The sequence below is a fragment of the Actinotalea fermentans genome (genome assembly GCF_007991475.1).
In the GTDB taxonomy this organism is placed as follows: Bacteria; Actinomycetota; Actinomycetes; order Actinomycetales; family Cellulomonadaceae; genus Actinotalea; species Actinotalea fermentans.
In genome coordinates this window covers 23528-45678 of sequence record NZ_BJYK01000009.1, presented here as the reverse complement: position 1 = coordinate 45678, position 22151 = coordinate 23528, and the positions used below count along the sequence as shown (strand labels likewise).

General features: G+C 76.4%; 18 protein-coding genes. 10 read left to right on the top strand and 8 right to left on the bottom strand.

Annotated features, from left to right (window positions below; genetic code table 11):
- The first annotated feature begins 2 nt into the window (after nucleotides 1-2).
- A complete protein-coding gene (locus AFE02nite_RS12135; RefSeq protein ID WP_222594415.1) occupies nucleotides 3-257 on the top strand; it encodes a hypothetical protein in 255 nt (84 codons plus the stop codon).
- 36 nt (nucleotides 258-293) lie between these two features.
- Here AFE02nite_RS12135 and AFE02nite_RS12130 read toward each other — a convergent pair whose 3' ends face one another.
- A complete protein-coding gene (locus AFE02nite_RS12130; protein ID WP_261765603.1) occupies nucleotides 294-1889 on the bottom strand; it encodes an aminopeptidase P family protein in 1596 nt (531 codons plus the stop codon).
- 245 nt (nucleotides 1890-2134) lie between these two features.
- Here AFE02nite_RS12130 and AFE02nite_RS12125 point away from each other — a divergent pair, with 245 nt between their 5' ends.
- Together AFE02nite_RS12125 and AFE02nite_RS12120 are read left to right on the top strand one after the other, a co-directional pair.
- The gene (locus AFE02nite_RS12125; RefSeq protein ID WP_146819742.1) at nucleotides 2135-2977 is read left to right on the top strand and encodes a PHP domain-containing protein; all 843 of its coding nucleotides are present in this window, start codon (nucleotides 2135-2137) and stop codon (nucleotides 2975-2977) included.
- A complete protein-coding gene (locus AFE02nite_RS12120) occupies nucleotides 2974-3594 on the top strand; it encodes a MarC family protein (protein ID WP_034249934.1) in 621 nt (206 codons plus the stop codon). The genes AFE02nite_RS12125 and AFE02nite_RS12120 overlap by 4 nt, the downstream gene beginning before the upstream one ends.
- A 109-nt stretch (nucleotides 3595-3703) precedes the next feature.
- Here the strand turns inward: AFE02nite_RS12120 and AFE02nite_RS12115 are convergent, their stop codons facing one another.
- The gene (locus AFE02nite_RS12115; RefSeq protein WP_146819741.1) at nucleotides 3704-5422 is read right to left on the bottom strand and encodes a DEAD/DEAH box helicase; all 1719 of its coding nucleotides are present in this window, start codon (nucleotides 5420-5422) and stop codon (nucleotides 3704-3706) included.
- A gap of 235 nt (nucleotides 5423-5657) precedes the next feature.
- Here AFE02nite_RS12115 and AFE02nite_RS12110 point away from each other — a divergent pair, with 235 nt between their 5' ends.
- Entirely contained in the window at nucleotides 5658-6344 is a 687-nt protein-coding gene (locus AFE02nite_RS12110; RefSeq protein WP_146819740.1) for a ferritin-like fold-containing protein, read from the top strand.
- Between the two features lie 42 nt (nucleotides 6345-6386).
- Here the strand turns inward: AFE02nite_RS12110 and AFE02nite_RS12105 are convergent, their stop codons facing one another.
- Both AFE02nite_RS12105 and AFE02nite_RS12100 read right to left on the bottom strand, forming a co-directional pair.
- Complete coding sequence (locus AFE02nite_RS12105; RefSeq protein ID WP_034249007.1) at nucleotides 6387-6608, bottom strand: DUF3107 domain-containing protein; 222 nt, start codon at nucleotides 6606-6608, stop codon at nucleotides 6387-6389.
- A 94-nt stretch (nucleotides 6609-6702) separates the two neighbouring features.
- The gene (locus AFE02nite_RS12100; RefSeq protein ID WP_146819739.1) at nucleotides 6703-7380 is read right to left on the bottom strand and encodes a TetR/AcrR family transcriptional regulator; all 678 of its coding nucleotides are present in this window, start codon (nucleotides 7378-7380) and stop codon (nucleotides 6703-6705) included.
- A gap of 173 nt (nucleotides 7381-7553) precedes the next feature.
- On the opposite strand from AFE02nite_RS12100, the gene AFE02nite_RS12095 reads away from it, so the two are divergent.
- The 3 genes from AFE02nite_RS12095 to AFE02nite_RS12085 all read left to right on the top strand — a co-directional run bounded on the left by AFE02nite_RS12095 (nucleotide 7554) and on the right by AFE02nite_RS12085 (nucleotide 15086).
- Nucleotides 7554-8456: a DUF3152 domain-containing protein gene (locus tag AFE02nite_RS12095; protein ID WP_261765602.1), complete on the top strand. Its 903-nt coding sequence runs from the start codon at nucleotides 7554-7556 to the stop codon at nucleotides 8454-8456.
- A gap of 94 nt (nucleotides 8457-8550) precedes the next feature.
- Nucleotides 8551-11772: an ATP-dependent helicase gene (locus AFE02nite_RS12090; protein WP_146819738.1), complete on the top strand. Its 3222-nt coding sequence runs from the start codon at nucleotides 8551-8553 to the stop codon at nucleotides 11770-11772.
- Nucleotides 11769-15086 carry an ATP-dependent helicase gene (locus AFE02nite_RS12085; RefSeq protein WP_261765601.1) on the top strand — a complete coding sequence of 1106 codons (3318 nt, stop codon included), beginning with the start codon at nucleotides 11769-11771 and terminating at the stop codon, nucleotides 15084-15086. The genes AFE02nite_RS12090 and AFE02nite_RS12085 overlap by 4 nt, the downstream gene beginning before the upstream one ends.
- On the opposite strand, the gene AFE02nite_RS12080 is transcribed toward AFE02nite_RS12085, so the two are convergent.
- Entirely contained in the window at nucleotides 15074-16213 is a 1140-nt protein-coding gene (locus tag AFE02nite_RS12080; RefSeq protein WP_146819736.1) for a phosphotransferase, read from the bottom strand. The genes AFE02nite_RS12085 and AFE02nite_RS12080 overlap by 13 nt on opposite strands.
- A 70-nt stretch (nucleotides 16214-16283) precedes the next feature.
- Between AFE02nite_RS12080 and nudC the strand changes: the two genes are divergently transcribed.
- Nucleotides 16284-17249, top strand: a complete 966-nt coding sequence (nudC, locus tag AFE02nite_RS12075; RefSeq protein WP_034247971.1) for an NAD(+) diphosphatase — start codon at nucleotides 16284-16286, stop codon at nucleotides 17247-17249.
- Nucleotides 17250-17252: 3 nt separating this feature from the next.
- On the opposite strand, the gene AFE02nite_RS12070 is transcribed toward nudC, so the two are convergent.
- Nucleotides 17253-17516, bottom strand: coding sequence for a mycoredoxin (locus tag AFE02nite_RS12070; RefSeq protein ID WP_034247969.1), 264 nt, complete (start codon nucleotides 17514-17516; stop codon nucleotides 17253-17255).
- 92 nt (nucleotides 17517-17608) lie between these two features.
- Here AFE02nite_RS12070 and AFE02nite_RS12065 point away from each other — a divergent pair, with 92 nt between their 5' ends.
- Nucleotides 17609-19639 (top strand): ATP-dependent helicase, encoded by a 2031-nt coding sequence (locus tag AFE02nite_RS12065; RefSeq protein WP_146819735.1) that lies wholly within the window; start codon nucleotides 17609-17611, stop codon nucleotides 19637-19639.
- 557 nt (nucleotides 19640-20196) lie between these two features.
- A complete protein-coding gene (locus AFE02nite_RS12060) occupies nucleotides 20197-20562 on the top strand; it encodes a WhiB family transcriptional regulator (protein ID WP_034247962.1) in 366 nt (121 codons plus the stop codon).
- 105 nt (nucleotides 20563-20667) lie between these two features.
- Here the strand turns inward: AFE02nite_RS12060 and AFE02nite_RS12055 are convergent, their stop codons facing one another.
- Nucleotides 20668-21648, bottom strand: coding sequence for a ThiF family adenylyltransferase (locus AFE02nite_RS12055; protein ID WP_146819734.1), 981 nt, complete (start codon nucleotides 21646-21648; stop codon nucleotides 20668-20670).
- A gap of 143 nt (nucleotides 21649-21791) precedes the next feature.
- Entirely contained in the window at nucleotides 21792-21947 is a 156-nt protein-coding gene (locus tag AFE02nite_RS12050) for a DUF5679 domain-containing protein (protein ID WP_146819733.1), read from the bottom strand.
- Nucleotides 21948-22151: the final 204 nt, after the last annotated feature.

The following is a 22151-nucleotide window of genomic DNA, read 5'->3' as shown; positions in this document are numbered from 1 at the left end:
CTGTGAGCGAGGCGGACGAGGCGGAGATGAACGGCGAGGCGGACGGGGTGCGGGAGGGGCCCCCGCCCGCCTCGCCGTCGCGGGGCCGCGAGCGCAAGTCGATGCTGCTGCGGCTCGACCCCGCCGTGCACGAGGCGCTGGCCCGCTGGGCCGCCGACGACCTGCGCAGCACGAACGCCCACGTCGAGTGGCTGCTGCGCCGCGCGCTCGAGCAGGCCGGCCGCCTCGGTCCGGAGGACCGGCGCCGCGCCCGGTGACGCGCGGGGTGATCGGGCGGGTGGTCGGTCGGGTGGTCAGTCGGCCAGCAGGCCCGCCATCCACGCCTCGACGTCCTCGGGGCGCCGGGGGAGTGCGGCCGAGAGGTTCTCGTTGCCGTCGGCCGTGATGAGCACGTCGTCCTCGATCCGCACGCCGATGCCGCGGTACTCCTCGGGCACCGCGAGGTCGTCGGACTTGAAGTACAGGCCGGGCTCGATGGTGAACACCATGCCGGGCTCGATGACGCCGTCGACGTAGAGCTCGCGGCGGGCGTGCGCGCAGTCGTGCACGTCCAGGCCGAGGTGGTGCGACGTGCCGTGCACCATCCAGCGCCGGTGGTACTGGCCCTCCGGCTTCAGCGACTCCTCCGCCGAGCAGGGCAGCAGCCCCCACTCCGCCAGTCGCGCGGCGATGACCTCCATCGCGGCGGCGTGCACCTCGCGGAAGCGGGCACCCGGCTTCGCGGCCGCGAAGGCGGCGTCCGCGGCGTCGAGCACGGCCTGGTAGACCCGCCGCTGGACCTCGGTGAACTCCCCGTCCACCGGCAGGGTCCGCGTGATGTCGGCGGTGTAGAGCGACTCGACCTCGACGCCCGCGTCGAGCAGCACGAGCTCGCCGGCCCGCACCTCGCCGTCGTTGGTGATCCAGTGCAGCGTGGTCGCGTGGTCGCCGGCCGCCGCGATCGTCTCGTAGCCGACGGCGTTGCCCGCCACGCGCGCGTGCCCGTCGAACGTCGACTCGATCACGCGCTCGCCGCGGCGGTGGCCGGTGGCTCGCCGCAGGTTGCGCACCACCTCGGCGAAGCCGTCGATCGTCGCGGCGATCGCCTCGCGCATCTGCGCGACCTCGTGCTCGTCCTTGACCAGGCGCAGCTCGGACAGGGCCTCGAGCAGCTCGCCGTCGGCGGCCGTCGCCTCGTCCTCGGTCGTCGCCTCGGCCCGGGCGGCGTCGACGGCGGCCTGCACGCCCTCGTCGGCACCCGGCACCACCCGCACGCGCACCCCGCCCGGGCCGACGTCCTTGGCGAGCGCGTCGAGCAGGTCGGCCAGGGCCGCGGTCTCGATGCCGGTGATCGCGGCGAGGTCCTCGAGCGTCGGCCGCGGGCCGACCCAGAACTCGCCGTACCGCGAGTCGGCGAAGAACTCCTCCGTGTCGCGGCCCGCCGCGGGCCGGAAGTACAGCACCGCGTGGTGGCCGGGCTCGCCGTCCGGCCCCTCGACCGGGTGCAGCACCAGGACGGCGTCGGGCTCCTGGTCCTTGCCCAGGCCCGTGAGGTGCGCGAACGCCGAGTGCGGCCGGAAGCGGTAGTCGGTGTCGTTGGACCGGGTCTTCAGCGGGCCCGCCGGGATGACGAGACGCTCGCCCGGGAAGCGCGCCGAGATCGCCGCCCGACGCGCGGCCGTGAACGGCGCCGCCGGCCCGGCCTGCGGCACGACGTGCGCCCGCTCGGCCCAGCTGCCGGCGATGAACTCGCGGAACGCCTTCGAGTCGGGCCGCTGCGACCGCTGCGACCCGCGCGCGCTCAGCTCCTCGGCGCCGGCGCCGGCGCCGGCACCGCCCGCCGCCGCCGTCTGCTCCGCCGGTTCGACGACCGGCCCGCCCTCGCTCGTCTCGCGCATGCCCTCGGTCATGCGCCCCATCGTCCCACTCCCGCACCCGACCCCGGCACCCGATCACTCCCGCGCCCCTCCCGCACCCATGCCCGACGAGGTCGAAGGTTGCGCCCGAGGTCGAGCGTCAGAACTCACGACCTCGAGCACAACCTTCGACCTCGTCGAGGTGAGGGGGGAGGTGAGGGCGGGTGAGGGGGGAGGTGAGGGGAGGTGAGGGGGAGGGGGACGGGGCACGGGGTGGCGGGCGGCCATACCCTGGCGGGGTGCGCGTCGACCTCCACACCCACTCGCGGGTGTCGGACGGCACCGACCGGCCCGCCGACGTCGTCGCCGCCGCGGCGCGCGCCGGGCTCGACGTCGTCGCCCTCACCGACCACGACACGACGCGCGGCTGGGCGGAGGCCGAGGCCGCGGCCGTCCGGCACGGCGTCGCGCTGGTACGCGGCGCGGAGCTCTCCTGCCGGGCGGACCACGCGAGCGTGCACCTGCTCGCCTACCTGCACGACCCCGACGACGCCGCACTCCTGGCCGAGGGGGAGCGCATCCGCCGGTCCCGCGTCGAGCGGGCGCGGGAGATGGTCGACCGGATCGCCGCCGACCACCCTCTGACCTGGGACGACGTGCTCGCGCAGACGCAGCCCGGCACGACGGTCGGGCGGCCGCACATCGCGGACGCGCTGGTCGCCGTCGGACTGGTCACGGACCGGGGCGCGGCATTCGCCTCGATGCTCGCCACGGGGTCCCCGTACTACGTGCCCTACTACGCCACGGCCCTGCTGCCGGCGGTCCGGATGGTGCGCGCGGCGGGTGGCGTGCCGGTGCTCGCGCACCCCGGGGCGGCCGCGCGCGGGCGCGTGATCTCGGACGACACGATCCGTGCCGCGGCGCACGCAGGTCTCGCCGGTCTCGAGGTGGACCACCGCGACCACACGCCTGCCCAGCGCGAGCGGCTGTCGGCGCTCGCGGTGGAGCTCGGGCTGCTCGTCACGGGCGCCAGCGACTACCACGGTGCCGGGAAGCCGAACCGCCTGGGCGAGCACACGACGTCGCCGGAGGTGCTGGCCGCCGTCGTGGCGCAGGGCCGCCTCCCGCTCGTGGGACCATGAACGCCGTGCTCGACGTCCAGCTCTTCCTCGAGGTCTTCGTCACGCTCTTCGTGATCATGGACCCGCCGGGCACCGTGCCCGTCTTCCTCGCCCTGACCGGCACGATGACGTCCCGCCAGCGCAAGCGCGCCGCGCGGCAGGCGATCCTCGTCGCGTTCGGCGTCATCGTCGTGTTCGCGCTGTTCGGGCAGCAGGTGCTCGACTACATGAACATCTCGCTGCCGGCGCTCCAGGCGTCGGGCGGCCTGCTGCTGCTGCTGGTCGCGATGGAGCTCCTCACCGGCAAGATGGAGGACCCGGCGCCGTCGGAGAACGGCAACGTGAACGTGGCCCTGGTGCCGCTCGGGACGCCGCTGCTGGCGGGTCCGGGCGCCATCGTCGCGACCATGGTGTTCGTCACGCACGCCGACGGCCGCGCGGACTGGGTGGCGATCGCCCTCGGCATCGTGGCGGTGCACATCACCCTCTGGGCGTCCATGCGCTTCGCGGGCGCCATCCACCGCGTGCTCAAGGAGAGCGGCACCACGCTCGTCACGCGGATCGCGGGTCTGCTGCTGGCCGCCATCGCGGTGCAGCTCGTCGCCGACGCCGTCGAGGCCTTCATCAAGGCCGCCTGACCTCCCGCCGTCCGACGGTGGTGGGCGGCACGCCTCGGCGGACGACGAAGGGCGCCCGTCCGGGAGTGAGCCGGACGGGCGCCCTTCGACGTCGTCGTGGACCGGGACCTCAGCCCTCGCTGGGCTGGGGCGACCCCGCGGCGCCCGCGGCGCCGCCGCTGCGCCGTCGCGTGCGCCGACGGCGTCGGGCGCCCGTGCGCTCGCCACCCTCGCCGCCCGCGGGACGCTCGGCCGGCTCGCCGGCCGCCGAGGCGCGCCGGCCGTGGGTCTGCCCGGCGACCTTCGGCCGCTCGTGGTGCTCGCCCTCGGGGCGGTCGTGCCCGCGCTCGTGACGGTCGCCGTGGCCCGAACCGCCGGACCTGCCGCCCGACCGGCCGCCGGAGCGCCCGCGGTCGCGGTCGCCGCCAGAGCGCCCGCCGTGCCCGCCCTGGCTGCTCTTGCGGGCCTTGCCGCCGGTCTCGCCCAGGTCCTCGAGCTCCTCGGCCGCGAGGCCGGCGCGGGTGCGCGCCTCCTTCGGCAGGGTGCCCTTGGTGCCCTCGGGGATGTCGAGGTCGGAGTACAGGTGCGGCGAGCTCGAGTACGTCTCGATCGGCTCGGGGAAGCCCAGGTCGAGGGCCTTGTCGATGAGCGACCAGCGCGGCACGTCGTCCCAGTCCACGAACGTGACGGCGGTGCCGGTGCGGCCCGCGCGGCCGGTGCGGCCGGTGCGGTGCAGGTAGACCTTCTCGTCCTCGGGGCACTGGTAGTTGACCACGTGCGTGACGTCGTCGACGTCGATGCCGCGCGCCGCGACGTCGGTCGCGACCAGGACGTCGATCTTCCCGTGGCGGAACGCGCGCAGCGCCTGCTCGCGCGCGCCCTGGCCGAGGTCGCCGTGGATGGAACCTGCGGCGAACCCGCGCTCGACGAGGTCCTCCGCCACCCGGGCCGCGGTCCGCTTGGTCCGGGCGAAGACGATCGTCAGGCCGCGGTCCTTGGCCTGCAGCAGGCGGGCGAGCACCTCGACCTTGTCCAGCGCGTGGCAGCGGTAGACGATCTGCTTGATCGCCTTGAGGGTCGCGCCGTCGTCGTTCGGATCGGCCGCACGGATGTGCGTGGGCTGCGTCATGTAGCGGCGGGCCATCGCGACGACCGCACCGGGCATCGTCGCCGAGAACAGCATCATGTGGCGGCTGGCGGGCGTCGCGGCGAGGAGCCGCTCGACGTCCGGCAGGAAGCCGAGGTCGAGCATCTCGTCGGCCTCGTCGAGCACCACCGTCGAGACCCGCGACAGGTCCAGGTGGCCGCTGTTCATCAGGTCGATCATGCGGCCGGGCGTGCCGACCACGACCTCGGCGCCGCGGGCGAGGGCCGCGACCTGCGGCTCGTACGCGCGGCCGCCGTAGACCTGGACCACCCGGACGCTGCGGCGCTTCGCGGCCACGTCGAGGTCGCCGGCCACCTGGACCGCGAGCTCACGCGTCGGGACCACGACGAGCGCCTGCGGCCGGCCGGGGGCGGGCAGCTCGTCGAAGCCGGGCTCGCCCGGGCCGACGGCGTGCTCGAGGATCGGGATCGCGAAGCCGAGCGTCTTGCCGGTGCCCGTCTTGGCCTGGCCGATGATGTCGTGCCGCTGGAGCGCGACGGGGAGCGTCATCGCCTGGATGGGGAAGGGGTGCGTGATGCCGACGTCGGCGAGCGCGTCGACGATCTCGCTGCGGACGCCGAGCTCGGCGAACGAGGCGACGAGCCGCGACGCCGCGTCCGGGTGCTCGTCGACCGTGGTGATGCCGGCGGCGGCGATCTCCTCGGGCGTGGGTGTGGATGTGGGCGTGGAGATGGGGGTCATGGTCACCTCGGGTCGGCTCGCACGGGGCCACACGAGGAGCACGTCGCGCCTCGGGCCCGCACCGCGTGAGCGGGGGCCGGCAGCCGATCGTGCAAGTCAGGCCCGCTGACTCAGCGGGAGGTTCGGGACGACCGGTCAACCGTCGAACGGAGCCATCCTACCGTCCCCGCCCGTCGGGGCCGGTAGGCGGCCCGAGCGGGCGGGTCATGCCCGTCCGCGGCGCTAGCCTGGCGCGATGACCGCCACGCCCGGCACGGGCCCCGCCGACACCGCCGCCCTCGCCGTGCTGGGGCTCCTGGCCAACAGCGACCTCGCCGCCGTCACGCGGCTCGCGGCCGACGCCGAGGTCGCGCCGAGCGTCGTCGACCGCATCGAGCTGTGCCGGCTGGTCGGGGCCGCCGCCGAGCGCCTGGGGCGCATCGAGGCGCGCGCCGGCGAGCTGGGCGCGGACCTGGCGGACGTCGTCGCGCCGTTCCTGGGGACCTTCACGGACTTCGACGCGCGGACGCCCCCGGGCTCCTGGTGGGAGCGCCTGCTCAAGGCGCACGTCGGCTTCGGTGTGGAGGACGACGTCGCCCGCCTTCTCGTCCGCGGGCTGGACGACGGCGACGAGGCGACCCGCGCGCTCGCGCAGGCGGCCGTCGACGACGACCGGCACGGCGCACTCGTGGTCGCCCGGGTGACCGAGGCGACCGCGGCGGACCCCGTGCTCGCGTCGCGGCTGGCCTTGTGGGGCCGCCGGCTCGTCGGCGAGGCGCTCGGCGTCGTGCAGCGGCTGGTGACCGACCACCCCGAGCTGCGCGGGCTCCTCGAGCGGGCGCTCGCGGACGCCTCGCCCGACCAGCCGCTGCAGCAGCGGCTCTTCGCGGTGCTCACGGCGGAGCACACGCGGCGGATGGACCGGCTGGGCCTGACGGCCTGACGCTCTCGACGCCGTCGGCAGAACCGGCGGGGCCGGCCCGCGTCAGAGCGTGTGGAAGCCGACCTTGCGCGCCTCGTCGCCGATCTCGACATAGCCGACCGTGCCGGCCGGGACGATGATGCGGCGACCGCGGGTGTCGGTGAGCTCGAGCGCCTGCCCGGCGTCGAGCGCCTTGCGGATGGCCTTGGCGGCGTCGTCGGCCGTCTGGTCGGTCTCCACGACGAGCTCGCGGGCCACGTTCTGCACGCCGATGGTGATCTCCACGCCGTCCTCCTCGTTCTCGCGGCCGTGCGGCCGCTCGCCATCCTAAGCAGGATGGCGGCCCCGGCCGTGCCCGGGAGGGGCCAGCGCGGCTCGGCTACGCCGAGGGCGGAACCGGAGCGGCGCCGTCGAGCGGCGCACCTGTGCCGAGGGCCGGCTCGGCGGGGGAGACGAACCCGGCGACGCCGCGCCAGGCCAGACCGGTGATGAGGTCGACGGCCTCGTCGACCGGGACCTCGCCCGTCCGGTACCGCGCCGTGGCGGCGACGCGCGCCATGCCGACGAGCGCCGTGCTCAGCAGCCTGGCCTGCTCGGGCGCGAGGCCGGCCAGCTCCCGCAGGCCGCGGCAGACGGCCTCGGCGGCGTCGGCGGACGCCAGCTCGACGCGGCGGCGGACCTCGGCGTCGCGGGTCACGTCCGACTCGAAGAGCAGCGAGAAGGAGTCCCCGGCCTGCTCGACGAACTCCAGGTACGCCCGGACCAGCGCCCGGACGACGCCGCGCCCGTCGTCGGGGTCGTCGGCCAGCGCGACGTCGATCGCCGCGAGGAGCGACTCCGCCCGGTGGTCGACGACGTCGAGGTACAGGTCGAGCTTGCTCGGGAAGTGCCGGTACAGGACCGGCTTGCTGACCTCGGCGCGATCGGCGATGTCGTCCATCGACACGTGGTGGTAGCCCTGCCGCGCGAAGAGGTCCTGCGCGATCTCGAGGATCTGGGCACGCCGGACGTCGCGGGCCACGCTGGGGGCCCGGCCACGCCGCGGAGCGTCGGTCACGCGCCGATGCTACGCACCGGTACGGACCGGCGGGGTGCCGTCCGAGGGGTGGTTTCGTCCGCCTCGTGGGGTCCCCAGCGGGGTCCTGGGCCGGCTCCGGGAGGGAGCTGCGGGACGCTGTCGCGGGTGCCAGGACGGCTGCGGCGGCGTCCCGTCGATGCCACCATGGGCCGGTGACATCCCCGGGCACCGGCGCGTTCCGGCACGCCGGACGGCGACGCGGCGTCGTCGGCCCCGGCGCGCTGCTGCTCGCCGGGGGGATGGCCCTGCTCGCGGGTCTGGTCTCCGGTGCGTCGGTCGTCGGGGCGGCGCCCTGGTCGTCGCGCGAGGCGGCGGACGGCGGCGCGGACGGGGTGGCGACCGCCTCGGCCGTCGGCCCGCGGCCCGCGGCGTCGGGCCGGGAACGGCCGACGCCGGCCGCCGTCGACGTGGTCGCGTCGCCCGCCCAGCCGGTCCTCATCGACATGAGCATCGCCGGGCCCGACGGCGTGACGCTCGCCGACCGCGAGGCGGGCCTCCTGTCGATCGCGGTCCCGACGGCGGCGGGCGGCGACCTCGTCGTCGTGCCGGGCAGCGAACCGGCGCCGCACCCCGAGCGCCGGGTCCGCACGATCCGCGTGGAGGTCGAGTCGGGGCTGGAGGTGGACGGCGAGCTCTTCGCGGCGACGGTGATGCGGATCCTGAACGACCCGCGCAGCTGGGGCGGCGACGGGTCGATGTCGTTCGCGCGGACCGACGGCGACGCCGAGATCCGGGTGGTGCTCGCCTCGCCGGACAAGGTCGACGCGATGTGCGCGCCCCTGAACACCCACGGCGACTACTCGTGCGGCCGGTACGGCCACGCGGCGATCAACCACACGCGCTGGGTCCAGGCCACCGAGGAGTACCTGCAGATCAGCGACATCACGACCTACCGCGAGTACGTCGTCAACCACGAGGTGGGCCACCTGCTGGGGCGTCAGCACGTCGGGTGCCCGTCGGCGGGCGAGCGCGCGCCGATCATGCAGCAGCAGTCCATCGAGGTGGCGCCGTGCACCGCCAACGCGTGGCCGTTCCCCGACAACCCGACGTCCTGACGGGCCGGCGTCCTGACGGGCCGGTGTCCTGACGGGCCGGCGTGTGGGGCGCCGGTCGGCCCGGCGTGTGGGCGGCGGATGATGGAATCGGGGCATGCCCGCCCTGCGTCCGCCCGACCCGCGCGCGCCCTGGCCCGCGCCGGACGCGGACCAGGCGCGCGCCATCGCGCACCGCGGCCGGGCGCTGCTCGTGCGCGGCGCGCCGGGCACGGGCAAGACGACGACGGCGCTGCACCTGGTCGCCGACCGGGTCACGTCCGGTGAGCTGGCGACCGACGATGTCCTGCTCCTCGCCCCGACGAGGCGCGCGGCCGCGCGGCTGCGTGACGAGCTCTCCGCCCGGCTGCGGCGGACCACCGGTGCCCCCGTCGTGCGGACGCCGTCGTCGGCGGCGTTCGCCGTCCTGCGGGCGCGGGCGACCCTGCTGGGCGAGCCGGCCCCGCTGCTGATCAGCGGCCCGGAGCAGGACCTGGTGCTGGCCGACCTGCTGGCCGGGCACGCCGAGGGCGAGGGCGTGCCCATCGCCTGGCCGGCGAGCGTGCCGGAGCAGGCGCGCACGCTCCGGGCGTTCCGCGACGAGCTGCGCGACCTGCTCATGCGCGCGGCCGAGCGCGGGCTGGGGCCCGCGGACCTCGCCCGGCTCGGCCGCACCCACGGGCGGCCCGAGTGGGAGGCCGCCGCGGCGCTGTACGCCGAGTACCTGGACGTGACGCGGCTGCGGTCCGGCACGCCCGACGCCGGGGCGCGCTACGACCCGGCGGTCATCGTCGACGAGGCGGCCGAGGCGCTGCACGCGTGGGAGGACGAGGTCAGCGCCCCACGGCCGCGCTGGCGCCTCGTCGTGGTGGACGACCACCAGGAGTCGACCGCGGCGACCGCCCGGCTGCTCCACGTCCTGGCGGGCGACGGCGCCGAGCTGGTGCTCGTCGCGGACCCGGACGCCGCCGTGCAGACGTTCCGGGGCGCGAGCCCGGGGCTCGTGGAGCGGGCGACGCTCGCGCCGGCCGGCAGCGAGCTCGGCGCGTTCGCCGCGGACGAGGTGGTGCTCACCCGGGTGTGGCGGCACGGGGCCGAGGTGCGGTCGGTCGTGCGGACCGTCACCGAGCAGATCCGCGGGCCCGGGCGCGCGCACCGCGCGGCGGCCGCGGGACAGCCCGGTCGCCGGGACGACGCGCCCGCCGTGACCGTCGCGCTGCTGCGCTCGCCTGCGCAGGAGAGCGCGCACGTCGCCTACCTGCTGCGCTCGGCCTACCTGCACGGCGGGGTCCCGTGGCGCCGGATGGCGGTGGTGGTCCGCAGCGGTGCGCAGGTCTCCGCGCTGCGGCGCACGCTCGTCGATGCGGGCGTGCCCGTGGCGGTCAGCGGCAGCGACGTCCCGCTGCGCGCGGAGCCGGCCGTCCGGCCGATGCTGCTCGCGCTCGACGTCGCCACGCGCGACCAACCCGCGACCGCGGCCGAGGTGGCCGACCTGCTCACGACGTCGCTGGGCGGCCTCGACGCGGTCGGCCTGCGGCGGCTGCGGCGCGCGCTGCGCGCCCAGGAGCGCGCCGAGGGCGGCGAGCGCACCAGCGACGAGCTCCTGCTCGAGGTGGTGGGGGACCCGGTGCGCGCCGCGCAGCTGCCCGGCGTCGTGCGGCGGGGTGCGCAGCGGCTCGCCCAGGCGCTCGCCGACGGGCGGGCGGCGCTCGCCGCCGGCGGTGGTGCCCCGGAGGTGCTGTGGGCGATGTGGGCCGCGGCGGACGTCGCCGCGTCGTGGCAGCGGACCGCGCTGACCGGCGGGCCCGCGGGTGCCCGGGTGGACCGCGACCTCGACGCCGTCCTGGCGCTGTTCACGGCGGCGGAGCAGTTCGTCGACCGGTTCCCGCAGGCGCCGGCCGCGGCCTTCGTCGAGCACCTGCGTGCGCAGGACCTCCCGGCCGACTCGCTCGCACCGCAGGCGGACCAGGCGGGCGCGGTCGAGCTGCTCACGGCCGCGGGCGCGGCGGGCGGGGAGTGGGACCTCGTCGTCGTCGCGGGCGTGCAGGAGGGCGTGTGGCCGGACCTGCGCCTGCGCGACCAGCTGCTCGGCGCCCAGCACCTCGTCGAGGTCCTGGCCGGGCGCGCGGCCCCCGGCGACGGTGGCCCCGAGCGGTACGCCCAGGCGCGCGCGGCCGTGCTCGACGACGAGCTCCGCGCGTTCGCGGTCGCGGTCTCGCGGGCGCGCACGCGCCTCGTGGTGACGGCGGTCCGCGACGCCGACCACGCGCCGTCGGGACTCGTCGAGCTCGTCCAGCCCGGCCCGGACGACGACGCCGAGCCGGACCCGCGCGTCGCGAGCGTCTCCGCGGCCCTCGACCTGCGCGCCGTCGTCGCGCAGGCGCGCAGCTGGCTGGAGTCCGACGTCGCCCGGGCACCCGCGACCGTCGGCCCCGCCGAGGCGGCCGCGCACCCGGCCGCGCGGCTGCTCGCACGGCTCGTCGCCGCGGGGGTGCCGGGCGCGGACCCCGGCGGCTGGTACGGCGTGGGCGGCGCATCCACCCACGCGCCGCTGTGGCCGGCAGACGCGGTGGTCCCGCTGACGCCGTCGACGCTCGAGACGGCGTCGTCGTGCGCGCTGCGCTGGGCCCTGGAGGGCGCGGGCGGGACGTCGGCGGACTCCACGGAGCAGAGCCTCGGCACGCTCGTGCACGCGATCGCGGCCGAGCTGCCGCAGGGCTCGCACGCGGAGCTGGCCGCGGCGCTCGACGCGCGGTGGTCGTCGCTGGACCTGCCGGAGGGCTGGGTCGGCACGCAGCAGCGGCGCCGGGCGGACTCGATGATCCGGCAGCTCGCGGCGTACCTGCGCGACGCCGGCGAGGTGGTCGCCGTCGAGCAGCCGTTCACGGCCGAGCTCGGCGAGGCGGGGCGGGTGGTGCTGCGCGGCGTCGTCGACCGGCTGGAGCGCGTGGTGGACCCGGACGGTGAGCCGCAGCTGCGCGTCGTCGACCTCAAGACGGGGAAGAACGCGGTCTCCCAGGAGGAGGCGGCGCGGCATCCCCAGCTGGGGGCGTACCAGCTGGCCGTGGAGGCGGGCGCCTTCGACGACGTGGCCGACGGCGTCCGGACCGGGGGCGCGGCGCTCGTCTACGTGGGCACCGCGAACCAGGACTACACCACGCGCGACCAGCGCCCGCTGCCGCAGGACCCGGCGCCCACCTGGGCGGCCGACCTGGTCAGCGGCGTGGCCGACGCCGTGCGGCAGTCCGCGATGGTCGCGTCGACCGGCGACATGTGCCGGTTCTGCGCGGTCCGCCGGTCATGCCCGCTGCAGGAGGAGGGCCGGGTGGTGGGCTCGTGACCAGTGCCGCCGAGATCGCCGAGCTGCTGGGGCTGCCCCGACCCACGCCCGAGCAGGTCGAGGTCATCGAGGCGCCGCTCGCGCCGGGCCTCGTGGTCGCGGGTGCCGGCTCCGGCAAGACCGAGACGATGACCTCGCGCGTCGTGTACCTCGTCGACAACGGGCTCGTCGAGCGCGACCGCGTCCTCGGCCTGACGTTCACGCGCAAGGCGGCCGGGGAGCTGTCGGAGCGGGTGCGCCGCCGGCTGCGCGCGCTGGACCTGGTGCGAGGGCGGGCCCGGCGCGAGCCCGACGGCGCGGCGGGGCTGCTCCTCGCGCCGAACGTGTCGACCTACAACGCCTACGCCGCCGCCCTCGTCGGCGAGCACGCGCTCCGGCTCGGCGTCGAGCCGTCGGTGCACGTGCTCGGCGAGGCCGGCCGCTGGCAGCTCGCGCACGACGTCGTCCAGGGCTGGGTGGACGACCTCGACACGGACCTCGTCCCCGGGACCGTCACCGACGCCGTGCTCGGGCTGGCGGGCGCGCTCGCCGAGCACCTGGTCGCGCCCGACGACGTCCGCGCCTTCGCCGACGAGTGGTGCGCCCGGGTCCTCGCCCTGCCGGCCGGCAAGCGGGGGTCGGTCCCCGCCCCGGTCCGCAACCTGCTCGCATCGGTGCGGCTGCGTGCGGGCCTGATGGACCTCGTGGAGGAGTTCACGGCGCGCAAGCGCGCGACGGACGTCATGGACTTCGCCGACCAGGTGGCCCTCGCGGCGCGCCTCGCGCGCGAGAGCGACCAGGTGGGCCGGACGGAGCGCGCCCGCTACGCCGTCGTGCTCCTGGACGAGTACCAGGACACGTCGGTCGCGCAGCTCGCGCTGCTGCGCAGCCTCTTCGGGGACGGCGCGGGCGACGGCGTCGGGCACCCCGTGACGGCGGTCGGCGACCCCCACCAGTCGATCTACGGCTGGCGGGGCGCGAGCGCGGGCGGGCTCGAGCGATTCCCGCAGCAGTTCCCGCTGGCCGACGGCGCACCCGCGCCCGTGCTGGCGCTCTCGACGTCGTGGCGCAACGACGTCGCCGTGCTCGACGCGGCCAACCTCGTGGCGGCCCCGCTGCGCGCCGCATCCGCGGAACGTGCCGGGCTGGCGCTGCCGACCCTGCGCGCACGGCCCGGCGCGGGTGCGGGCGAGGTCGCCGTGGCGCTGGCGGAGACACCCGCCGACGAGGCGCGGGCGGTCGCGGCGTTCGTCGCCGAACGCCGGGCGGCACTCGCGGCCGATCGGGCCGGGCTCGCCGGCGGCGGCCCCGGGTCCCGCAGGCCCGAGCCGGTGACGGCCGCGGTGCTCTGCCGCAAGCGGAGCCAGTTCGCCGCCCTGCACGCGGCCCTCCTCGCCGCCGGGCTGCCGGTCGAGGTGGTCGGCCTCGGCGGGCTCCTCAACGAGCCGGAGGTCGTCGACCTCGTCGCGGCGCTGCAGGCCGCGCACGACCCGTCGCGCGGGGACTCCCTCATGCGGCTCCTCACGGGACCGCGGGCGCGGCTGGGCCTGGCCGACCTGCACGCGCTCGCCGACTGGGCGCGGCACCTGTCCGCCGAGGACCGGGCGCGCGACCGCCGCGGACCGGGCGGGTCCGCGCGGGCCGAGCGCGGCCCGCGCGAGGACCGCACGATCGTCGACGCGCTCGACGAGCTGCCCCCGCCGGGCTGGACGAGCGAGCGCGGCCGGTCCCTGACCCCTGACGGGCGGGCCCGGCTCGCCGACCTCGCGACCGTGCTGCGCACGCTGCGGCGTTCGACGTCCCTGCCGCTGGTCGACCTGGTGGGCGAGGCCGAGCGCCTGCTCGCGCTCGACATCGAGGTGGCCTCGCGCCCGGGCCGGTCGCCCGCCGCGGCGCGCGCGCACCTCGACGCGTTCCGGTCGGTCGCCGCCGAGTTCGACGCGCAGGCGGACGCGGTGCACGGGGGCACGCTCGGGGCGTTCCTCGACTGGCTCGCGGCGGCGCTCGCCGAGGAGCGTGGCCTCGAGGCGCCGGTCGCGGAGCTCGACCCCGACGCCGTCCAGCTGCTCACCGTCCACGCGGCGAAGGGCCTGGAGTGGGACGTCGTCGCGGTCCCGGGCCTCGTGGAGGGGTCCTTCCCGGTGAAGCCGCAGACCACGGGCTGGGTCGCCGGCCGTGGCGACCTGCCCACGGCGCTGCGCGGCGACCGCGAGCACCTGCCCGACGTCGACCTCGACGGCGTGACCGACCTTGCCGGCGTGGCAGGCCGCATCAGCGACTACCGCGAGGCCTACGTGGAGCACCACCGCGGTGAGGAGCGCAGGCTCGCCTACGTCGCGATGACGCGCGCCCGCGCCCACCTGCTGCTCGGCGCGGCCTGGTGGGGCGAGACCGGCGCCAAGGTCTGCCGCCTCTCCCCATTCCTCACGGAGGTGCTCGACGCCGCCGACGCGGGCGAGCTCGCGCTGGAGCGGTGGCTCTGGACACCCGAGCCCGTGGCCGACGACGGCGGCGCGCCGGTCCGGCCGCCCGCGCCCGCCGCCGACCCGGTCGCGTGGCCGCCCGACCACCCGCTCGGGGCGCGGCAGCCCGTGCTCGAGCGCGCGGCGGCGGCGGTGCGTCAGGCGGTGGCCGACGGCGGGCCCGAGGAGGACGCGCTGTCCGGCGCCGGGGCGCTCGGTGCGGTCGCGGGGCTGCTCCTCGACGAGCACCGACGCCGGGCCGAGGAGCGGGCGGGCGTCGCCCTGCCGGGCCATCTCGCGGCGTCGGCCGTCGTCCGGCTCGCCGCCGACCCGGAGGCGTTCGCCCTCCAGCTGCGCCGGCCCGTGCCGCAGGAGCCGTCGGCGCGCGCCCGCCGGGGGACCGCGTTCCACGCGTGGGTCGAGCGCTACTACGGGGCGGCCGCGCTCGTCGACGTGGACGCCCTGCCGGGTGCCGACGACGAAGCCGGTGACGACGCCGAGCTCGCGGCGCTCCAGGCGCGCTTCCTGGCGTCGGAGTGGGCGTCGCGCACGCCGGTGGCCGTCGAGGTGGACGTGGACACGCCGGTGGGTGACGTCGTCGTGCGCTGCCGGATCGACGCGGTGTTCGCCGAGCCCGACGGGGCGGTCGTCGTCGTCGACTGGAAGACCGGCCGGCCGCCGCGGGACCCCGCCGCCGTCCGCGCCCGCGACCTGCAGCTCGCCGCCTACCGGCTGGCCTGGTCGCGCCGCACGGGCGTGCCCGTCGAGCAGGTCACGGCCGCGTTCGTGCATGTCGGGACCGGCGAGACCATCCGGTCGAGCGCCGACGTGGGCGCCCTCGCGAGCGCGCTCGAGGCGGCTCAGGCGGGCTGAGGCTCCTCGTCCGGGCCCTCGCCCGCGGGCTCGTCGTCCACCTGCTCGTCCGCCGGGGCCTGGTCGTAGCCCGCGTCGTCGTCGGCCTCGTCGTCGTCGGCCTCGGGGAGGTCGACGGGCTCGTCGTCGGCCGGCTCGTCCGCCTCCTCCTCGGTCGCCCAGCCCTCCTCGTCGGCGGTCCAGGCGGCCTCGGTGACGACGGCGGGCGCCTCGTCGGCGGCGGTCTGCTCGGCGAGCTCGGCGAGCATCGCCGTGGCGTCCTCGACGATCGCCGGGTCCTCCATGTGCACGCCGTGCAGCAGCCAGCGCGCGAGCGCCAGCTCTCCCGCGAGGAGCGCGCGCTCGCCGAGGTACGGGTCGCGCAGCTCGGTGCGGCGCAGGTTGTAGGCCTCGACGATGGCGTCGACCGCCTCGTGCGGCGCGGCGACGAGGAGCCAGGCGAGGTCGTCGGCGGGGTCGGCGACCTTCGCCTCCGACCAGCCGAGCACCGCGACGGGCCGCTCGGGGCTGCACAGGATGTGGTCGGCGGAGAGGTCCCCGTGCACCACGACGGGCCGGAACCGCCACACGGCGACGTCCTCCAGCGCGCGCTCCCACCGCCGCAGCAGCGACGCGGGCACGCGCCCGGTCTTCGCAGCCTCGTCGACCTCGGCCAGCCGCCGACGGCGGTACTCGTCCGCCTCGTAGACGGGCAGCCCGGCGTCCTCGACCGTGGCCGGGGGAAGCTCGTGGATCGCGGCGATCGCGCGGCCGACCTCCGCCGCGAGCCCTGGCCCGGGGCCGAGGTGCTCCAGGTGCAGCGCGCGGCCGGGCAGCTGCGGGCTGACCACGGCGCGGCCGCCCTCGGGCAGCTCGACGAATCCCGCAGGTCGGGGCACCTCGAAGGGCAGGCGCCCGGCGTCGACGTGCTCGGCCAGGCCCTCGAGCAGCGCGGCCTCGGCCTCGAGGGCGGCGCCGGCCCGCGGGTTCTGCGGCGCGCGCACCACCCAGCGGCGTCCCTCCGCGTCGATGACGACGGCGGCGTCCACCCCCGTCGACGGGTTGCGAGGGCGCCGGACGTCGACGGCGTCGAGTCCCGGCACGGCGACGGTCGCGAGGGCGGCCAGGGCGAGCGGTGAACGGGGCACGGCCCCACGCTAGGTGCCGCGCGTCGTCGGCGGGAGCAGGAAGGGCGCGTGTCTCACCTACCGTGGGTGCGTGCACACCCTCCCGCTCGCCCGTTCCGTAGTGGACCCGGCGGCGCACCGGCGCGGCGAGCCGGAGCTCCTCGCCGAGCTCTGGGCCGACCCGGAGACGCTCGTCCTCGTGCTGCACGAGGGCCTGCTGCCGCTCACCGACGACGGCGCGCACCTGGACCTGCGTGCCCCCGACGAGCTCGCCGGGCTCGGCCCGGGCGACGGCGACGCGGTGTGGGTGTTCCTCGGCCAGTGCGACGAGCGCGCGTACCTCGCGGTGCTCCTGGCAGACCTGCCCGGGGACACGTCCCTCGAGGGCGTCGCGGCGGACGGGGGAGCGGCCTGGCTGGCCACGGTGCGCCGGGGCCGGCTGCGCGACGTCGGGCACCTGCTCGGCGACCGCGACGCGGACCTCGCGACGACGGCCGTCGCGCTCGCGGAGTGGCACGCCCGCCACCCGCGGTGCACGCGCTGCGGCGCGCTGACCAGGCCGGAGCAGGCGGGCTGGGTCCGCCGCTGCCCCGACGACGGCACCGAGGACTACCCGCGCACCGACGCCGCCGTGATCATGGCGGTCACCGACGACGCCGGGCGGATCCTCCTCGCGCACGGAGCGCACTGGCCGCCGCACCGGTACTCGACGCTGGCCGGTTTCGTCGAGCCGGGGGAGTCGCTCGAGACGGCCGTGCGGCGCGAGGTCGCGGAGGAGGCGGGCGTCGTCGTCGACGAGGTGGCCTACGTGGCGAGCCAGCCGTGGCCGTTCCCGGCGTCGCTCATGCTGGGCTTCCGCGCGCGGGCCACGACGACGGACGTCGTGGTGGACGGCAAGGAGCTGACCGACGCGCGGTGGTTCACGCGGGAGGAGCTGAGCGCGGCGCTGCGCGCGGGCGAGGTGCTGCTGCCCATGCGGACGTCGATCGCGCTCGCGCTCATCGAGGAGTGGTTCGGCGGCACGCTCCCGGCCAGCCCGCTGCCCTCGGGTCGCTGAGCGTCAGACGGCGAGGCGCTCGGTGACCTCGCGCAGCGAGGGGTTGGTCGCGGCGCTCCCGTCGGGGAAGAGGAGCGTCGGCACGGTCCGGTTGCCGCCGTTGACCTGCTCGACGAAGTCCGCGGCGTCGGGGTGCTCCTCGACGTCCACCTCGCGGTAGGCGATGCCGGCGTCGTCCATCTGGGCCTTCAGGCGGCGGCAGTACCCGCACCACGTGGTGGTGAACATGGTCACGGTGCCGGGCGTCGGCAGGTGGTTGCTTGTCATGGGATGACCAGCGTACGTCAGCGGTGCCGCGCCTCGCCCACGCCGGTGGAGGGGGCGGCGCGGTGTCGGGCGGGGCTGGGAGACTGGGACCGATGTCCACCGACGCCCGCCCCCAGGCCTCCCGCTCCGCCGACGCCCTGCTCGAGCACCTCGACCCCGACCAGCGCGCGGTCGCGCTCGCGGTCACGGGCCCGGTGTGCGTGCTCGCCGGCGCGGGGACCGGGAAGACCCGGGCCATCACGCACCGCATCGCCTACGCCGTCCGCACGGGGACCTACCCCGCCACGAGCGTCCTCGCGGTGACCTTCACGGCGCGGGCCGCCGGCGAGATGCGCACGCGTCTGCGCGACCTCGGCGTCACGGGCGTCCAGGCGCGCACCTTCCACGCCGCCGCGCTGCGTCAGCTCTCGTACTTCTGGCCCCAGGTGGTCGGGGGTGCGCCGCCGCGGATCCTGGAGCACAAGGCGCCGGCCGTCGCGGAGGCCGCCCGCTCGCTCGGCCTCGCGGTCGACCGGCTCACGGTGCGTGACCTCGCGTCCGAGATCGAGTGGTCCAAGGTCTCGCTCGTCCCGGCCGACGACTACGTCCGGGCGGCCGCCGCGACCGACCGGCCGTCCCCTGCGGGCGTCGACAGGTCCACCGTGGCCCGGCTGATCGCGGCGTACGAGACGGTCAAGGACGCGCAGGGCCTCGTCGACTTCGAGGACGTCCTCGTCATGCTCGGCCACATGCTCGAGAGCCGCCGGGACGTCGCCGACCAGGTGCGCTCGCAGTACCGGCACTTCGTGGTCGACGAGTACCAGGACGTCTCGCCGGCCCAGCAGTACCTGCTCGACCAGTGGCTTGGCGACCGGCACGAGCTCTGCGTCGTCGGCGACCCCAACCAGACGATCTACTCGTTCACGGGTGCGACGCCGCACCACCTGTTGACGTTCGCCGGCAAGCACCCGGGCGCGACCGTCGTCCGGCTGGTCCGCGACTACCGCTCCACGCCCCAGGTGGTCACCCTGGCCAACCGCGTCCGTGCCGGGGCCCGCGGCCGCCGCAGCGACGGCGTCGAGCTCGTCGCGCAGCGCCCAGCCGGCCCGCCGGTCGGCTTCACCGCGTACGACGACGACGAGGCGGAGTCCGCGGGCGTCGCCGGGCGGATCGGGCGGCTGATCGCCTCCGGGACCCCGGCCGCCGAGATCGCCGTCCTGTACCGGACGAACGCGCAGTCGGAGGCCTTCGAGCAGGCGCTCGCCGACGCCGGCATCGGGTACCTCGTCCGGGGTGGCGAGCGGTTCTTCCAGCGCAAGGAGGTCCGCGACGCGCTCGTCCTGCTGCGTGGCGGCGCGCGCTCCATGGCCGAGGTGCCGCTCGCCGAGGCCGTCCGCGACGTCCTCGCCAGTGCCGGCTGGAGCCCCGAGCCGCCCGCCGCGCGCGGCGCGGTCCGGGAGCGCTGGGACTCGCTGCAGGCGATCGTCGCGCTCGCCGACGACCTCGCGCAGGACCCGGCCGCGACGGTGGCGACGCTCGTCGCGGAGCTCGACGAGCGGGCGGCCGCCCAGCACGCGCCAGCGGTCGACGGCGTGACGCTCGCCTCCCTGCACGCGGCGAAGGGCCTGGAGTGGGACGCCGTGTTCCTCGTCGGACTGAGCGAGGGACTGATGCCGATCTCGCTCGCGGAGACCGATGCCGCGATCGCGGAGGAGCGGCGTCTGCTGTACGTGGGCGTCACGCGCGCCCGCGAGGTGCTCGAGCTCAGCTTCGCGCGGGCGCGGACGCCGGGTGGTCGCGGCAACCGGCGGCGCACCCGCTTCCTGGACGGCCTCTGGCCCGAGGACGGCGGCGTCGGTCGGCGGCGCACGGGAACCCGGTCGGTCGGCGCAGCCCGTCCGCAGGTGCTCACGGGCGAGCACGACCCCGTCCTGGTCCAGGCCCTGCGCGACTGGCGCGCCCAGGTCGCGACCGAGATCGACCGTCCCGCGTACGTGGTGCTCGGCGACGAGGTGCTCGCGGCGATCGCGGAGCGCAAGCCCCGCAGCGTCCCGGAGCTCGCCCGGATCCGCGGCATCGGGCCGGCGAAGATCGACCGCTACGGCGCCTCGCTCCTGGCGATCGTCGCCGGTCACGCCTCCTGACGGCGGCAACCACCGACGGCTCGGCAGCCGTGTCGGAGGTCGGTGGGACGCTGCTCATGGTCGCGCATCCACGGGTTCACACGATCTTCACAACGTCGCAGAAACTTGCTTCGGTAATTCGGTTGTGCGGCCTCTGGACGCCGTCCTAGGGTTCAGTGTCCCCACAGCGGGTGTGCTGGAACCACGCACCCGGACGGAGAGAGGAGGTGGGTAACGCGATGATCACGATCACTCGTGGCGGCTACGCAGCGACTACTGCTGCGCGCTGCGCTGCGCATGTGACCGCGCTTAACGCTGCCCAGCTCCAGGGGACGGGTCTGCCCATCGTCGGCGCCACCTCCACCGATTCCTTCGGTCCGGTGTGGCGACTTCGTGGGAAGCGCGCCACCGCCGAGCACGACTCCGCACCACCGGTCTGAGAGACCAGCCTTCAGAGGCCGCGGAGTCCACCTCGGGACCCCGCGGCCTTCGTCTTTTCCCGGCCATCTGGCCGATCGACGAGAGCCGAGCAGTCCCGGCATCACATTGATCGGAACGGAAAGACCAGGGAGGACATCGTGCGGCTCACCACGCTGCTCGATTCACTGAACGAGGGCTCGACCGGCTCTCTACCCATGCGGTCGGACATGCAGCTCGGCCAGGACGACCTGACCGAGGCTGAGCGGTTCGACCGGCTGGTCGCCACGCTCATCCCGTGCCGGGAGTACGACGCGGAGCTGTGGTTCGCGGAGTCCACCGCAGAGGTGGAGCTCGCGAAGTCGCTCTGCGCCGAGTGCCCCGTCCGCGAGGGCTGCCTCGCGGGCGCCGTCGAGCGGCGGGAGCCCTGGGGCGTCTGGGGTGGGGAGGTCTTCGTCGGCGGCATCGTCGTCCCGCGCAAGCGGGGACGGGGCCGGCCGCGCAAGGACGAGAGCTCGGCAGCCTGATCCATACGCCGGCGGGCGGAGACGCCCGCCGGACCAGCACGTCGTCATGCTCGGACGACGGTCACGACGGCGCCCCGCACCTCGCGGGGCGCCGTCGTCGCGTCCTCAGGCGGGCAGACCTGCGCAGCCGCAGGCCGGGTGGGTGCCCCAGCGGGCGAGACGCGGGACGGCGTCGGGCAGCGGGACCTCGAGGGTGCCGCCCTCCACGGCGGCGGTCCGGCCGTCGAGCACGGCGAGCGCCTGCGCCGCCGCGAGCGCACCGCCGACGGCGGACAGGACCGTCTCGACACCATCCGCCCGTCGTGCGGCCAGCTGGGTGGCGAGGGCGGGCCAGTCGGGGTCGGCGTCGGTGCGGTGCAGGTCGAGGCAGCGGAGGCAGGGCGTGTGCCCTGGGCGCACCAGCGGTCCGACCAGCACCGACGCCTCGCGCACGACCACGGACAGATGGGGGACGGCGTCGGTGACCAGCGGCCGGTGCCGCGACGGGTCGGCGACGTGGTGCTCGATGAGGACGACGAGGTCCACCGGCCCACCCACGGGCGCCGTCTGGGTGCCGGGTGCGACGTCGTGCAGCGCGCGGGCGACCGCCGCGGCACGAGGGCCGCCCACGTCGCCCAGGGCCATGCCAGGTGCGACGTCGTGCCGGGTGGCCGCCGTGTCGTCATCCAGCTCGAGCCGCCCCACGCCGCCGGCGGCGAGCGTCGCCGCCACGGTCGCGCCGAGCCTGCCCAGGCCGCTCACGCGCACGGTCGCGGCGCGGCGCCGGGCGAGGACGGCGGCGCCGTCGCCGTCGTCCGCGAGCAGGCCCCAGGCGGCGGCGTCGGGGGAGTCGGGCGCGCGGGACGGGACCAGCAGCCGCGCGTCTCGCAGGTGCGCCAGGACCGCAGCGGCCTCGTCGGCGGGCACTTCCTCGCGGCGCATCGCCGCCCGGACGGACCGCTCGTCGTCGGCGCCGCGTGGCAGCGTCGCCAGGGCGCGCGCGGCCGACGGGCTGAGGTCGCTCAGCACCACCGACCAGCGGGGGTCCGCGCCCAGGCGGACCCGCGTCGGGCCCTGCCACAGCACCACTCGTGTCCTCAGCCGCACGGCACCACCTTCCGGTCGGTGCTCAAGCCTGGCGGTCCGCGGCGGCGTGGACGGCGCTGTCCACAGGGCCGATGGGCCGGGCGTGGCGCTCAGACGCGGAGAGGGCGGCTCCCCGGTGGGGAGCCGCCCTCTCGATCCGTCGCTCAGGCCTTGCCGAGGATCCGGTTGAGCTTGGTGCCGCAGACGGGGCACACGCCCTTGGCCATCTTGCGCCCGTTGGCGACGACGACCTCGCCCTCGGCCTCGCGCTTCTCCTTGCACTTCACACAGTAGAACTCGCCCTTGTAGGTCTCGGCCATGAGTCGTCTCCGTTCGGAAGGCTTGCGTACCGGGACGTCAGCTCCCGGCCGGCACCGATGCGCCCCGACCGGGTGGGGCCGGACGTCATCGTGCGCCGCAAGCGTAATGGCCGCGTGCGGGCATGTCGCTCGCCACACGCACGACGCGCGGGTGTGGAGCGCCGCACGTGCCGGATTTCACCCGCTATGCCGGGTTCTCCACGG